At 48.3% G+C, this 14,012-nt stretch carries 15 protein-coding genes; 13 read left to right on the top strand and 2 right to left on the bottom strand.

Annotation, left to right across the window (positions count from 1 at the left end; translation table 11 throughout):
- Positions 1-154 precede the first annotated feature (154 nt).
- The 5 genes from SYK_RS02465 to epsC all read left to right on the top strand — a co-directional run bounded on the left by SYK_RS02465 (position 155) and on the right by epsC (position 4,390).
- Positions 155-415, top strand: a complete 261-nt coding sequence (locus tag SYK_RS02465) for a DUF493 family protein (RefSeq protein ID WP_281762041.1) — start codon at positions 155-157, stop codon at positions 413-415.
- 67 nt (positions 416-482) lie between these two features.
- Positions 483-1,337, top strand: coding sequence for a Fe-S cluster assembly protein NifU (gene nifU / locus SYK_RS02460; RefSeq protein WP_281762040.1), 855 nt, complete (start codon positions 483-485; stop codon positions 1,335-1,337).
- 2 nt (positions 1,338-1,339) lie between these two features.
- Positions 1,340-2,518, top strand: coding sequence for a cysteine desulfurase NifS (nifS, locus tag SYK_RS02455; protein WP_281762039.1), 1,179 nt, complete (start codon positions 1,340-1,342; stop codon positions 2,516-2,518).
- A gap of 21 nt (positions 2,519-2,539) precedes the next feature.
- A complete protein-coding gene (gene cysK, locus SYK_RS02450) occupies positions 2,540-3,460 on the top strand; it encodes a cysteine synthase A (RefSeq protein WP_281762038.1) in 921 nt (306 codons plus the stop codon).
- Between the two features lie 9 nt (positions 3,461-3,469).
- Positions 3,470-4,390, top strand: a complete 921-nt coding sequence (gene epsC, locus SYK_RS02445; protein ID WP_281762037.1) for a serine O-acetyltransferase EpsC — start codon at positions 3,470-3,472, stop codon at positions 4,388-4,390.
- A gap of 71 nt (positions 4,391-4,461) precedes the next feature.
- Here epsC and SYK_RS02440 read toward each other — a convergent pair whose 3' ends face one another.
- On the bottom strand, positions 4,462-5,160 hold the full coding sequence (locus SYK_RS02440; protein WP_281762036.1) for a tetratricopeptide repeat protein: 699 nt from the start codon (positions 5,158-5,160) through the stop codon (positions 4,462-4,464).
- Between the two features lie 135 nt (positions 5,161-5,295).
- On the opposite strand from SYK_RS02440, the gene ileS reads away from it, so the two are divergent.
- From ileS to SYK_RS02405, 7 genes are read left to right on the top strand one after another with little or no spacing between them, the layout of a single operon-like run.
- Positions 5,296-8,112, top strand: coding sequence for an isoleucine--tRNA ligase (ileS, locus tag SYK_RS02435; RefSeq protein WP_281762035.1), 2,817 nt, complete (start codon positions 5,296-5,298; stop codon positions 8,110-8,112).
- 7 nt (positions 8,113-8,119) lie between these two features.
- Positions 8,120-8,605, top strand: coding sequence for a signal peptidase II (lspA, locus tag SYK_RS02430; RefSeq protein WP_281762034.1), 486 nt, complete (start codon positions 8,120-8,122; stop codon positions 8,603-8,605).
- Between the two features lie 27 nt (positions 8,606-8,632).
- Positions 8,633-8,860 carry a PLD nuclease N-terminal domain-containing protein gene (locus SYK_RS02425; protein ID WP_281762033.1) on the top strand — a complete coding sequence of 76 codons (228 nt, stop codon included), beginning with the start codon at positions 8,633-8,635 and terminating at the stop codon, positions 8,858-8,860.
- On the top strand, positions 8,857-9,783 hold the full coding sequence (locus SYK_RS02420) for a tetratricopeptide repeat protein (protein WP_281762032.1): 927 nt from the start codon (positions 8,857-8,859) through the stop codon (positions 9,781-9,783). Before SYK_RS02425 ends, SYK_RS02420 begins: the two co-directional genes overlap by 4 nt.
- Positions 9,784-9,832: 49 nt before the next feature.
- The gene (locus SYK_RS02415) at positions 9,833-10,276 is read left to right on the top strand and encodes an NIL domain-containing protein (RefSeq protein ID WP_281762031.1); all 444 of its coding nucleotides are present in this window, start codon (positions 9,833-9,835) and stop codon (positions 10,274-10,276) included.
- Between the two features lie 17 nt (positions 10,277-10,293).
- Positions 10,294-10,812, top strand: coding sequence for a PilZ domain-containing protein (locus SYK_RS02410; RefSeq protein ID WP_281762030.1), 519 nt, complete (start codon positions 10,294-10,296; stop codon positions 10,810-10,812).
- Positions 10,813-10,831: 19 nt separating this feature from the next.
- Entirely contained in the window at positions 10,832-11,569 is a 738-nt protein-coding gene (locus SYK_RS02405; RefSeq protein WP_281762029.1) for a protein phosphatase CheZ, read from the top strand.
- Positions 11,570-11,645: 76 nt separating this feature from the next.
- Here the strand turns inward: SYK_RS02405 and mgtE are convergent, their stop codons facing one another.
- The gene (gene mgtE, locus SYK_RS02400; RefSeq protein WP_281762028.1) at positions 11,646-12,983 is read right to left on the bottom strand and encodes a magnesium transporter; all 1,338 of its coding nucleotides are present in this window, start codon (positions 12,981-12,983) and stop codon (positions 11,646-11,648) included.
- Positions 12,984-13,142: 159 nt separating this feature from the next.
- On the opposite strand from mgtE, the gene nadC reads away from it, so the two are divergent.
- The gene (gene nadC / locus SYK_RS02395; RefSeq protein ID WP_281762027.1) at positions 13,143-14,012 is read left to right on the top strand and encodes a carboxylating nicotinate-nucleotide diphosphorylase; all 870 of its coding nucleotides are present in this window, start codon (positions 13,143-13,145) and stop codon (positions 14,010-14,012) included.

The raw sequence follows: 14,012 nt of genomic DNA, 5'->3' as shown, positions 1-14,012 counted from the left end.
ATTAAAACCCGTTAGAAAATGATGTTATAATTTTACTTTAGTCTCATTGCATTTAACTCAAATATTTATATCTTTGAAGGCAATCTTTCAACTTTTGACAGATTGAATAAATTTAATATAGACCGCTACCATCTAGTATAGATAGGAGAATTATATGACAGACAAGCGAGAACAATTCAAGCAAGCGTTGGATGGACACCATCAATGGCCTTGTCCATATGTATATAAATTTATAGTACCTGCAGGTAATCTCGATCAATTCAAAGAATTGTTTCCGAAAGAAGAACTGAAGCTCCGTCAATCAAAGACAGGGAAATATACGAGCATCACCATGATTTCAACCATGTACTCCTCGGATCATGTTATGGAAATCTATGAAAAGGCAGCTCAGGTTCCAGGACTTATGTCTCTGTAATTGACCTTTGGTGATTAATGATTATCACTGTCTGACGATAAAAATATCAGCACTATTGGAGACAATCATGTGGGAATATACAGATAAGGTAAAAGACCATTTCCTCAATCCTCGGAATGTTGGAACCATTGATAACGCGGACGGAGTGGGAGAAGTCGGATCTCTGGCCTGCGGAGATGCCTTGACGCTCTACATTCAAGTGGACGACAACGGCATCATCACAGATGCAAAATTTCAAACTTTCGGCTGTGCCAGCGCAATCGCGTCCAGCTCTGCCCTCACGGAACTGCTCATCGGCAAGCCTGTTGAAGAAGCTGAGAAGCTGACCAATAAGGATATCGCTGAATATCTGGGGGGACTGCCCAGAGAGAAAATGCACTGTTCAGTCATGGGACAGGAAGCTCTTGAGCAAGCACTGAAAAACATGCGCGGCGAAGCTCCGCCTCAGGCAGAGCACTCCCATGAGGGTGAACTCATCTGTGAATGTTTTGGTATTTTTGATGAAGAAATTCTTCACGCCATCAAGGAAAATGATCTTCAGACAGTAGAAGATGTCACTAACTTCACCAAAGCCGGTGGCGGATGTGGGAAATGCATTGGTGATCTGGAAAAACTTCTGGCTCAGGCCCATGGTGAATCCGTTTGTGAAACGCCCTCCTCCAAACCGGCTTTCCCGGCACAGGGCATGACCAACATCCAGCGCATGCACCTCATCGAATCAGTCATTGATGATGACATCCGCCCGGCATTACAAGCCGACGGTGGAGATATCAGGCTGGTGGACATTGACGGCGGTATGGTCGTGGTTCAATTCATGGGCATGTGTTCCGGTTGCCCTTCTAGCCAAGCCACCCTGCACAATCTGGTGGAAGGCAAACTCCGAGAAAAGGTCGACCCAGACCTCACGGTACGGGAGGCATAATAATGAAGACTATCTATCTCGACAACAACGCGACAACTCAGGTTGATCCGGCTGTCTTCGAAGCCATCAAGCCGTACTTTTCTGAACTCTACGGAAATCCCTCGTCCATGCACCGCTTCGGTGGTCAGGTTGGCGTAGAAATAAAAAAGGCACGTGCATCGGTCGCCAAGACCCTCAATTGCCTGCCCGAAGAAATTCTCTTCACTTCCTGTGGTTCGGAATCTGACAACACCGCTATCAGATCAGCTCTGACCGCCCAACCGAAAAAACGGCACATCATCACCACCGCAGTGGAACATCCTGCTGTTCTAAGTTTTTGTAAATTCCTCGAAAAAAAGGATGACTACGAAGTTACATATCTGGGTACGGATGAACACGGCCGTCTTGATATGGATGAATACAAAGCGGCTATCCGTCCTGATACAGCCATCATTTCCATCATGTGGGCCAATAACGAAACCGGCAATATTTATCCGATTGAAGAAATGGCTAAAATTGCCAAGGACAACGACGTACTTTTCCACACTGACGCAGTTCAGGCGGTTGGCAAAGTTCCTATCGACCTCAAGAACGTCCCGGTGGACATGCTATCCTTATCCGGGCACAAGCTACACGCTCCCAAAGGCGTTGGGGCCCTATTTGTCCGCAAAAGATCGCCCTTCCGTCCATTTCTCATTGGCGGTCATCAGGAAGGCAGCCGTCGTGCAGGCACTGAAAATACCACAGGCATTATCGCTCTGGGTAAAGCGTGTGAACTGGCCCATAAAAATATGGACACAGAAAACACCAAAGTTCGTGCCTTGCGAGATAAATTGGAAAACGGCCTGCTTGCCGCTATCCCTAATTCGATTCTCAACGGCGACAAAAACAACCGCCTGCCCAATACGTCGAACATCTCTTTCGGCTATGTCGAAGGCGAGGCCATCCTCTTAATGATCGATCAGGTAGGCATTGCAGCCAGTTCCGGTTCAGCCTGTACATCCGGCAGCCTAGAACCGTCTCATGTCCTCCGGGCAATGGATGTTCCATTCACTTTTGCGCATGGTTCGATCAGATTCAGCCTGAGTCGCTTCAACACGGAAGAAGAAATTGATTTCGTACTGAAAACTCTGCCCCCTATCATAGAAAACTTGAGAAAACTCTCACCGTTTTCTCCTGAGAAACAAGGGCTTGGTCTATAAAGACACCCAAAGGAGTTTCCGATGAAAATAGCGCAAGACATGACAGAACTCGTCGGCAACACACCGATGGTTCGCTTGAACAAACTCTCGGAAGGACTGGATGCAACCTTAGTTGCCAAGCTTGAGTTCAACAATCCATGCGCCTCGGTCAAAGACCGTATCGCCAAGAATATGATCGAGGCCGCTTTGGGAAAAGGCACGATCACACCGGAAACCACTTTGGTAGAACCAACCAGCGGTAACACCGGCATTGGCTTGGCCTTTGTCTGTGCGGTCAAAGGGTTAAGACTTATTCTGACCATGCCTGAAAGCATGAGTATCGAACGACGCAAATTGCTCAGGGGATTCGGTGCTGAACTGGTCCTTACCTCAGCAACCAAAGGCATGCAGGGAGCTATTGATCGCGCTGAAGAAATTGTCCGGGAAACTGACAACGCTTTCATGCTCCAACAATTCGAAAATGCCGACAACCCTGCAATGCATCGCAAAACAACCGCCCGTGAAATCTGGAATGATACAGACGGCAAAGTAGACATCTTCGTAGCCGGAGTCGGCACAGGTGGCTCAATTACCGGCGTCGGCGAAGCCCTCAAGAAAAAGAAACCGGAACTTCAGGCCATTGCCGTGGAACCGCAAGCATCCCCGGTACTTTCCGGCGGAAAGCCCGGCCCACATATGATTCAAGGCATCGGAGCAGGCTTTGTTCCTGGAATCCTGAATACAGATATCATTAATGAAATTATTCAAATTGATAACGATACCGCTTTGGAAACAGCCAAACAAATGATCATGACAGAAGGCATTCTGTGCGGCATATCCTCTGGAGCTAACTGCGCGGCAGCCATAGAACTGGCCAAAAGACCGGAGAACGCCGGTAAACTCATTGTGTTTATTGTCTGTGACACTGGCGAACGGTATCTAAGCACCTCGCTTTTCGAATAAAGGAAGCCCATGAGTAACACGACATATTCCCTTGCCGACGTTGTCGCGCTGCTGGTCGAATCCGGCAGCAGCGGACCGGCTTCACATAGGTATACGGAAGAAGCCCCCATGCCATCCGTTGAAATCCTCTCCAAAATTGTCGAGGACCTCAGATCTGTTTTATTCCCCGGGTATTACGGGCCGTCCGAAATAACACCGGACACCATGCCCTATTATATCGGTTCCACACTGGATCAGTTGGTGCGGACACTGGCAGACCAGATCAATCGAGGGTATTGTTTTGTTTGCGATTCGATAGAAAAAGACAAATGCAGTGATTGCGAAGCTCGGGCAAAACGTATTGCTCAAGAATTCATAACAAAACTGCCAAAAATCAGAGAACTGCTTTTAGCCGATGTAGAAGCAGCCTACGATGGCGACCCTGCCGCAAAAACACACGGCGAAACCATTTTTTGCTACCCGTCTATCAGGGCTTTGACCAATCATCGTATTGCCCACGAACTATACCTATTAGGTGTGGATATTATCCCACGGATCATTGGAGAAATGGCCCACTCGAACACGGGTATCGATATCCATCCGGGGGCGAACATCGGAAAAAGTTTTTTCATTGATCATGGAACAGGCACGGTTATCGGAGAGACAACCATCATTGGCGATAATGTCCGTATTTATCAGGGTGTCACTCTTGGTGCCAAAAGCTTCCCCAAAGGGGATGATGAACGTTTGATCAAGGGACTGCCAAGACATCCAATCGTTGAAGACGATGTCATCGTCTATGCGGGGTCAACCATTCTTGGCCGTGTCACCATCGGCAAAGGCGCGGTCATTGGCGGTAACGTCTGGATCACACGTGATGTTCCGTCTGGCGCACAGATTGTCCAGTCCCGAGCGACGCAACAATCCTTTGAAAATGGCGGCGGCATCTAATCTGTCGAGAATATAAACGCAAAAAAGGGAAGGATGGTATATCATCCTTCCCTTTTTTTATCGCTATCAGATTATTTTTCCAGGTCTTTCACCATGGCTGCCAAACTTTCGCCTGAAGGTGTTTTCGCATTCGGATCAACAGCCAGTATACCCTTCCATTCTTTAATAGCAGAGGCTTGGTCCTTAAGGTCATACAGGTATACTATTCCCATATTAAAGCGTGAAGTCAAATGTTTGGGATCTAATGACGCAGCATTACCAAACGCTTCTACAGCTTTCTCATACTGTTTCGTACGCCTATACATGACGCCTAAATCCGACCAGACATTGACCTTCATTGGCACCAACTCTAAAGCGCGTTCATATGCGGTTACCGCCTGTGCAGACAGATCATGATCAAAACAGAAATTGCCAAGTTCAATCCACTTATCCGCATTGGTTGGATCATCTGCCGCTGCTTTTTCCAAATTCACCAAGGCAACCGGGTTGGCCTGATGCGGCTCATCGCTGTTCTGCTGCTGCGGCACCGTCCCGCCTGACCGGGCCTGTTGTTGCCCCATATATAATGAGGTAACCGTGTTACCAATGAAAACCCCTACAAGCAAAGCGACAACCGCCAAAAATATAGCTGATGATTTCTTCATGTAATTCGCTTTCAAATCTTCCATTTCACGATTTTTCTTATGAACGCCCATATATTCTCCAAATTCTAAAAGTATCATTCCAGACCGCTCTAGTCCATTTAGCACAAAACATGTTTCTGTTGCCATGTAAACATTGTGCAATTGATCGCAAAAAAGGCGCAACACTTGACTTACGGTCCGGCTTATACCAATCTACGCCGACTCATTTAAACACAGACTTTCATCTATAGAAATATACGGTTCCTGGAGGAAACGAAACCCATGAGCGACTATAAGAAAACCCTGCTCCTGCCTAAGACCAAATTTCCCATGAAGGCCAACCTCAAGCAACGCGAGCCTGAGATGCTCAAGTTCTGGGAACAAAACAAATCTTACGACGCTATGGTTGCTGCCGGTGACGCAGACAATGAGTATGTTCTGCATGATGGTCCTCCCTATGCCAACGGCCACATTCACATGGGGACCGCTCTGAACAAGGTTCTCAAGGACATCGTCGTCAAATCCCGAAACATGCAGGGACAGAAAGCTCAATACGTTCCCGGCTGGGATTGTCATGGTCTGCCCATTGAGCACAAAGTTGAACAGGAACTCAAGAAAAAGAATAAAGAACTCGACACGCTGACCATCCGCAAAATTTGTCGATCTTACGCCGCCAAGTGGTTGGACACCCAGCGCAAGGAATTCAAACGTCTGGGCGTACTCGGCGTCTGGGACGACCCGTACATGACCATGAAGCCTGAATACGAGGCAGCCACTGCCCGCGAACTGGGCCGATTCATGGAACGTGATGGCGTTGTGCGTGGCAAAAAGCCCATTTATTGGTGCTGCGATTGCCGCACAGCTCTGGCCGAAGCCGAAGTAGAATACGAGGACCACACCTCCCCGTCCATCTACGTTCGTTTCCCCATGGCTGACGAAAAGTTCAAAAAGATCGCTGATGTCGACATCAACAAGCTGTTCATCCTTATCTGGACCACGACGCCGTGGACCATTCCTGACAACATGGCCGTGGCCGTGCACCCCGACTTCGACTACGTGTTGGTTGAAGTTGGTGGAGACTACTACGTCCTGGCCGAAGGACTGCTTGAAGAATGCACCGCAAAATTTGGATGGGAAACTCCAAAAATCCTGACAACCGTTCGCGGCGCAGAACTGGAAGGCCTTCAGGCAAAGCACCCCATTTATGATCGCCCCTCTCCGGTTGTTCTGGCTGATTATGTCACTCTCGAAACCGGCACAGGCTGTGTTCACACCGCCCCCGGCCATGGTCGAGAAGACTTTGAAACCGGCCTCAAAAATGGTCTGGAAGTCTATTCTCCCATGAATGACCGTGGCGAATTCCTTCAGGAAGTCGAGCACTTTGCCGGCCTGAATGTCTGGGACGCCAATCCCAAGGTTATTGAAAAACTGACTGAAATCGGCAATCTTATGGCTTCCGAAGACATCACCCACTCCTATCCCCATTGTTGGCGCTGCAAGAAGCCAGTCATCTTCCGTGCAACCACCCAGTGGTTTGTCGGCATGGATGAGAACGATCTGCGCACCCGAGCACTGGACGCAATCCGTAACGATGTCCAATGGGTCCCGTCTTGGGGTAAAGAACGAATTTACAACATGGTTGAGAATAGGCCTGACTGGTGTATTTCCCGTCAACGCAACTGGGGAGTTCCCATCTCCGCGTTGATCTGCGAAGACTGCGACGAGACATGGTTCGACGCTCAGTGGGTCTACGACATCTGTGACAAATATGCACAGCACGAAACAGGCTGTGACTACTGGTTCGAAGCTCCGCTTGAAGAAATCGTTCCCAAAGGCCTGAAATGCGCCAAATGCGGTGGAACCCACTGGAAACGTGAAACCGACATTTTGGATGTCTGGTTCGACTCCGGCACCAGCTATGCCGCCGTGGTTGAACAACGCAATGAAACCCGCTTCCCCGCTGATCTGTACCTTGAAGGTTCTGACCAGCACCGAGGCTGGTTCCACAGCTCTCTGCTCGCTTCCATCGGCACACGCGAAGTACCGCCTTACAAGACCGTCCTGACTCACGGCTACGTGGTCGATGCCGAAGGCCGTAAAATGTCCAAGTCCATCGGCAACGTCATTGCCCCGCAGGAAATCATCGACAAATTTGGTGCTGAAATTTTGCGTATGTGGGTTTCGGCTTCCAATTATCAGGAAGACATTCGCATCTCGGATGAAACTCTAAACAGGCTCGTGGACGCGTACCGTCGTATCCGCAATACCTGCCGCTACCTGCTGTCCAACCTAAATGACTTCGACCCTGCGAACAAAGTCGCAGCAGCCGACATGCAGCCGCTTGACCGCTACGCACTGGACATGGTGTCCCGTCATCACGAGACCATTCAGGAAGCATACAGAAACTTTGAATTCCATAAGGTCTATCACACCCTGCACAACCTGTGTGTGGTCGATCTGTCCGCTTTCTATCTGGATATCATCAAGGACCGTCTGTATGTAGAAGAAGAAAACGGCCTGAAACGCCGCTCGGCTCAAACCGTACTGTGGCAAACCTTACTCATGTTGTTAGAAGATATGGCTCCGGTCCTTTCCTTCACAGCAGAAGAAGCGTTCCAAAACCTGCCGGAAGCCATTAAAAAGGCTCTGCCGCAGGACAAAACGGTTTTCGCACTCCGCTTTGCACCCGATGCCACTGGCATGGATGACGCGGAACGCGCCCGTTGGGAAAAACTGGTTCAGGTTCGCGCCGAAGTAAACAAGGCCATCGAACCCAAACGCAAAGACCGCGTCATTGGCAAATCCCTTGACGCACAAGTCACGCTTTTCGCGACCAAAGAAATCCGCGCGCTTGTGGAATCCAATGACATCGACCCGCGCGAATTCTTTATCGTATCCAAGCTGGTGTTGGATGACGCTGAAAATGCGCCCGCTGACGCCTATCAAGGCGAAGACATGGATGACCTCAAGGTCTCTGTTGAAGCCGCAACTGGCGAAAAGTGTGAACGGTGCTGGCGCATCAGCGAAGACTTGGGAACAGATGAAGCATACCCGGACGCATGTCCCCGTTGTACCGCTGTCCTGAAAACCTTCGCATAAGGCCAGAATGAACCGGTATACTCTGGCAACCATATGGGCTGCGGCCACTGTCGCACTTGATCAGATCACCAAGTTGTGGGTGCTCAACACTATTGAACCGTGGACCGGTTTCAAGGTGATTCCGGGCTTTTTCAATTTGGTACACGTTCTGAATAAGGGCGCGGCCTGGGGTTTTTTGGATGACGAAAATATTGACTGGCAACGACCGATGTTCATCGCGATATCGGTCGTTGCCGTATTTGCCATAGGCTACATGCTCAAGTCGACCAAAGGAAAAGACACATGGATGATCGCCGGTTTGGGCATGATCGCAGGTGGCGCCATCGGCAACGCCATTGATCGCATCTGGCTAGGCTCGGTCATTGATTTTCTGGACGTTTACGTGGGCACATATCATTGGCCCGCCTTCAACATTGCAGACAGTGCCCTGACTGTCGGTGCAGGTTGCATCATTTTGTCAATGCTTCTTCAGCGCAATTCGGAACAGGATTAATCCCCTGCCGTCAAAGGAGAAATAATTATGTTCGCGGACTTTTCAGCCCTGACAACAACTCAATGGGCCATTGTCTCTATTTCCATTCTCATTTGCTTTTCCTTCAGTGTCTGGACCATACTCGATGTATGGAAACGAAATTTCGGATCCTCTAACGAAAAGACCCTCTGGATGCAGATATGCATTTTTATTCCCATTTTAGGCGCTCTGGCGTATCTTTTCCTCGGTAGAAAAAGAGGGAGCTTAATGAAATGATGAAAATTGCAAAGAATTTCACTGTACTGCTGTTGGTTATATCCCTATTTTCACTCATCGGTTGTGCTAGCAAAACCGATATGGAAACATTACAAGGAGAACGCCAACAAGACCTGAACCGTATGAAGCAACTCGAATCTGAACTTGAAGAATCCAAGCAGCTTCTCAAGAATGAAATCGAAAAATCAAACTCGCCCATCCGAGAACGTTCTGCCGACATGTGGGCTGAAATTCAATCCTTGCGAGCAGATTTCGCCAAACTTCGAGGTGAAATGGATGAAGTTAATATCCGCATGGACCGACAGGTCGGTGCGACTGACTCTACATTAACCATGGATAGCCTGGCTGAGCGATTGGCCGAAATCGAATTTGCACTGGAAAATCAGTTGCAGGTGGATTTGCCCAAAGTTCGAGAAGAACGGGCAGCGGCCCTTGCTCCGGTAGTAGCAGGTGAAGACGGTGCCACACCGAATACCCCTGACGCACTAACAGCAACAACTCCGGAGGGCTCCATGCCCCCTGCCCAGGTCACGCCGCCTGCCGACACAGACCCGGCAAAGGCCCTTTATGACAAGGCGTATGCTCTGTACAAAGAAAATAAATTTGAGAAGGCTCGTTCATATTGGGCAGAATTCACGGACACTTTCAAAAAGCATCCCTACACACCCAGTGCTGTCTTTTGGCAAGGCCAATGCTATTTCAAACTTAAAGATTATGCACGGGCTGTCATCCTCTTCGAAGATGTCATCGAAAAGTACAAGAAGAGTTCCAAGTACAAGTCCGCTCTCCTCAAATCCGGTTATTCCTGGAATTATCTTGGCAAGCCGGAGCTCGCAAAAATGCGTTTTGATGAAATTCTCAAGAAGTTCCCCAAGTCCGTTGAAGCCACGCAGGCTAAACGTTCATTGGATAAAATGAAATAATTGCTGCCATCCGTAGGGGTGTGCCAGAATCTCCATTCAGGGTAAATCAATGAAAGAAATCATCAAAGGCTTCCGAAAAATCGTTTATCTCTCATTCCCGCCGACTGTTTCCGGTCGTCCGGTAGTCTGCAACCTTCTGCGCAATTTCGACTTGAGTTTCAATATTCTCAAGGCGGACATCAGCCCTCGACACGAAGGCACAATGACGTTGGAATTGTCTGGAATGGAAGAAGATTTCCATAAAGGCATCGGCTACCTCAAAGAAAATGGCGTCCGCATCACACCTGTTGCCCACAAGATTTTCCGCAACGAGGAGTCCTGCATTCATTGCGGCGTCTGCACAGCCATGTGCCCGACCGATGCTTTGACCTTGGAAAAAAGTGATAAGACCATCGTCTTTGATGTTGAGAAATGTTCAGCTTGCGGCATGTGTACCAGGGTCTGCCCGGTCAAAGCCATGACTTTAGATCTGGACGAAAACACCAGACAATAACCGATCCGGGGGGCCTCATGAGCGAAGAAAAACGATCCTTCTCACGCATACCTGTCAGACTGAAGGGACATGCCCGTCCCATGCAGTCCATCGACTCTCCTCAACTGTTCTCTGGAGACTTAGGGCATCTGTCGGCCTCTCGTGAAGCCTTGTTCAGAAACAGCAAACTCCCGGAAGAATTAACGACATTCCTGGCCGAAATGGACAGAAAGCTCGATCAAGTCATCGGCATACTGAGCAAGGACAGTGTCCGCTCAGACTTTTCCATTGATATTGAAATCATGGAAATATCAGGCGCAGGCGTCAAATTTCGCTCCAACGAACAATTCAAGCCTGATGATCCATTGGAAATAATATTGGTTCTCAGCCAAATGCCTGTCCAAATGGCCGGTTCCAAAGGTCGAATACTGGACAAGGAATCCGATACAGGGCTCTACAGATTTGAATTTGTCGACATGCGTGGTTCAGATATGGAAACCATCGTTCAATTCGTTTTCAAACAACAACGTGAACAAATTAGAAATTCAAAAATGTAGCCCCTTCAGGAGTTGATATATGACCAGCAATGACGCTCTGGTAAAAAAGATGATGGAACAGGTAACCGACCAACTTGTCGATAGCCTTAAAGATACCATCCGAGCTTCTGTCGAACGAGAAATCGCCACCAGCCTTTCCAAGGCTCTTCTTGAAGGGGAATTCTACCGAAGAGTTAACGACGACCTTCAAGAAGGCCTCAAACAAATATATCAGGAAGTCAAAGTTGCCCGAGGCGGCAAAGAAATCAAAAGTATCGAAACCGATATTAATCCTGAAGAATTCTTTTCCGAAGCCTCAGACCAACTTGATGCCGTCATGCAATCTACGGAAAAAGCCGCAGTAGAAATCATCGACATTGTTGAAAAACTCCAAGAACTTCAAGGCTCCGTGGCCACCATCGTCAAAGGCTTTGAGTCCGGTGGCGTGACAAAGTCAAACCGCAAAAAACTTGAAGAAATCAACAAAACCCTTGGCACGGACCTATCCAACATAATGGTCTCTCTGAGCTTTCAGGATTTGACCGGCCAACGTATCAAAAAAATTATCAATTCCATCAGACAGATTGAAAAAATCGTCCGCGAAGTCATGCTTGCCACTGGGCTTATGATTCAACAACGCGAAAAAGAGCCCCAACAGGACATCGATTCCTTATCTGAATCCGCCAAGACCCAAGCTACTTCAAAATTGCAAGGACCAACCGCAGGCACCAATCAAGGCGATGTAGACGATCTGCTCGCTTCACTCGGCCTCGACTAATCAAGCGTTCATTCATACAAAAAGGGCCGTCTCAAGAGTATTGAGACGGCCCTTTTTGTAATCTTGTGAAATCAAATCATCCGTTCAGCAAGACCAGACCGGCCAAACCAAGCAGAAAGAAAAACCCCATGGAATCAGTAATCGCCGTTAGAAAAATACTTGAGGCCTGCGCCGGGTCACGCCCCATCTCCTTAAGCAAAAGAGGTATTGAAGCTCCTGCAACTGCTCCGAGGATCATATCGACGCCTAACGCCATCCCCATAACCAGTGAAAGAATCAACTTTCCGGAAACAACAAAACCAACTCCAAAAACAAGAGAGGAAATGATCATTGCGTTCAGTAAGCCAATACGTAATTCCCTGAAAACCGATAACCATGCCCGCTTACGATCAAAGCGCTCCATGGCAAGCTGACGAATCATAACGGCCAAGGCTTGCTGTCCGGCATTTCCGGCCTGATTTGCAACAATGGGCATCAACACGGCAAGCACTGCCATTTCAGAAATATTTCCCTCAAACAGATGGACCACCCAAGCTGAAAGGGCAGAAAAAAGAACGTTGATGATAAGCCACGGAAGTCTTTTTCTCACGGAAAATCCAACAGGAGAATCCGTGGTTTCATCCGCACCGGCACCAACCATGGTCTGCATATCTTCACTGGCTTCTTCATGAATAATATCAATGACATCATCAACGGTAACAACGCCAAGAAGACGATTGCCAAAATCAACGACAGGTAAAGCCAATAAATTATAGTGGGCAATGAGGTGCGCGACCTCTTCCTTATCTATATTATATCCAACAGTAATCAGACTCTGGGTCTTGACCAGCTCCTTGAGAATCACTCCCCGCTTGGCAAGCAGCAAATCACGCAAAGAAACCACACCTTCCAGACGATCTTTTTTGTCCGTCAAATATGCGTAATACGGAATTTCCTTGTCTTCGACTTCTTCACGAATCTTGGCAATGGCCTCATCGGCAGTAAGATCCTGATCAAGAATGACCACCTCGGTGTTCATGACACCACCGGCCGTATCTGGATCAAAAGTCAGAAGCGTGTTGAGCTCGGCCCTGTCTTCTGCCGTAACCATATTCAACAAGGCCCGACGCTGCTCCTCTTCCAATCCTTCCAAAAGGTCTGTAGCGTCATCTGGAGCCATGTGTTCAAGAATGCGAGCTGCCAACCCTTTATTTAAGTTGACAATGAGTGCCTGCTGGTCGAGATCATCCATCTCCGCAATGGAATCAGCAGCATCCTTGACAGGAAGCTGCTTAATAAATTTCACCTGATCGGAAATGTCGAGACCTTCAATGGTATCGGCAGCATCCGCAGGGTGCTGGGCTTCAATTTCGGCAGCGGTTAAACCATCGAAATTTTCATCCTGCAAAGTTGTATTTTTCTTCTCTACACTCATGGGGACTTGACCTAGCCCAATTCAACCTCAAGGTCAAAGAAATACGCCATTTCATGCGTTATATAATTGTGAAATATTTCATCAACAGTCGTTCCCCTTGACGAAACAACATCCGTGCCTTAATTGCGTTCATCTACCCTATTTACATTGGATAAAATGATGCCCACCAACGCTTTTGACGATTTTTTCCAGGCTGAAGCCAAAATGTTCCTGCTGGCGACCATCCGTATCGCCCTTGCCGAAGATGCCTCGGATCTGACCAGCATGGGCCTGTTCACTGAAAACGACATGGCACAAGCCATGATTGTGGCAAAACAAAAAACCGTTGTTGCCGGCCTACCTCTCATACCGATGATCCTTGAATTCGGTAGCGAGGAATGCCAGACCCACCTCAATGTGGATGAAGGTGACACCGTCTCTGAAGGGACAATGGTGGCCGCCATCCAAGGCCCAGCTCTTCAACTGCTCAAAGCAGAAAGAGTTATTATGAATTTCCTCTGCCATCTCTCCGGTATTGCCAACCTGACAGCGAGCTACGTTGAAGCTCTTAAGGGAACCAAAACCCAACTTCTCGACACACGAAAAACTCTGCCAGGCCTTCGTTTTCCTGAAAAATACGCAGTACTCGCCGGTGGTGGCAAAAATCACCGCCTCACACTGTCTGACATGCTCATGCTCAAGGACAATCACATTGATCGGGCCGGATCTATTTCACAGGCCGTCAACCAACTCCAGACGGTACACTCACCCTGCCCGCCCATTGAAGTTGAATGCCGCACTCTTGAAGAAGTAGAAGAAGCAAGTCAGTGTGACATCAAGCGCATCATGCTCGACAACATGGATGCAGAAACAGCCAAAACCGCTTTGGGAATCATTCCGAAGAACATTGAAACAGAAATTAGTGGCAACATATCTTTGGACAACATCCGAGAGATCGCTGACCTTGGCCCGAATTTCATCTCGGTGGGCAAGCTGACTCACTCAGCAATATCATCTGATTTCAGTATGAAATTTATACCTTTATCATAA

It is taken from the genome of Pseudodesulfovibrio nedwellii, from assembly GCF_027923765.1.
Classification (GTDB): Bacteria; Desulfobacterota; Desulfovibrionia; order Desulfovibrionales; family Desulfovibrionaceae; genus Pseudodesulfovibrio; species Pseudodesulfovibrio nedwellii.
Note: the sequence above shows the minus strand (reverse complement) of the source record. Positions and strands in the feature narration are given on the sequence as shown.

Excerpts from the sequence above, each read along its gene's own strand:
- SYK_RS02465 (WP_281762041.1), top strand. The coding sequence starts at position 155 with ATGACAGACAAGCGAGAACAATTCAAGCAAGCGTTGGATGGACACCAT.
- nifU (WP_281762040.1), top strand. The coding sequence starts at position 483 with ATGTGGGAATATACAGATAAGGTAAAAGACCATTTCCTCAATCCTCGG.
- nifS (WP_281762039.1), top strand. The coding sequence starts at position 1,340 with ATGAAGACTATCTATCTCGACAACAACGCGACAACTCAGGTTGATCCG.
- cysK (WP_281762038.1), top strand. The coding sequence starts at position 2,540 with ATGAAAATAGCGCAAGACATGACAGAACTCGTCGGCAACACACCGATG.
- epsC (WP_281762037.1), top strand. The coding sequence starts at position 3,470 with ATGAGTAACACGACATATTCCCTTGCCGACGTTGTCGCGCTGCTGGTC.
- SYK_RS02440 (WP_281762036.1), bottom strand. The coding sequence starts at position 5,160 with ATGGCAACAGAAACATGTTTTGTGCTAAATGGACTAGAGCGGTCTGGA.
- ileS (WP_281762035.1), top strand. The coding sequence starts at position 5,296 with ATGAGCGACTATAAGAAAACCCTGCTCCTGCCTAAGACCAAATTTCCC.
- lspA (WP_281762034.1), top strand. The coding sequence starts at position 8,120 with ATGAACCGGTATACTCTGGCAACCATATGGGCTGCGGCCACTGTCGCA.
- SYK_RS02425 (WP_281762033.1), top strand. The coding sequence starts at position 8,633 with ATGTTCGCGGACTTTTCAGCCCTGACAACAACTCAATGGGCCATTGTC.
- SYK_RS02420 (WP_281762032.1), top strand. The coding sequence starts at position 8,857 with ATGATGAAAATTGCAAAGAATTTCACTGTACTGCTGTTGGTTATATCC.
- SYK_RS02415 (WP_281762031.1), top strand. The coding sequence starts at position 9,833 with ATGAAAGAAATCATCAAAGGCTTCCGAAAAATCGTTTATCTCTCATTC.
- SYK_RS02410 (WP_281762030.1), top strand. The coding sequence starts at position 10,294 with ATGAGCGAAGAAAAACGATCCTTCTCACGCATACCTGTCAGACTGAAG.
- SYK_RS02405 (WP_281762029.1), top strand. The coding sequence starts at position 10,832 with ATGACCAGCAATGACGCTCTGGTAAAAAAGATGATGGAACAGGTAACC.
- mgtE (WP_281762028.1), bottom strand. The coding sequence starts at position 12,983 with ATGAGTGTAGAGAAGAAAAATACAACTTTGCAGGATGAAAATTTCGAT.
- nadC (WP_281762027.1), top strand. The coding sequence starts at position 13,143 with ATGCCCACCAACGCTTTTGACGATTTTTTCCAGGCTGAAGCCAAAATG.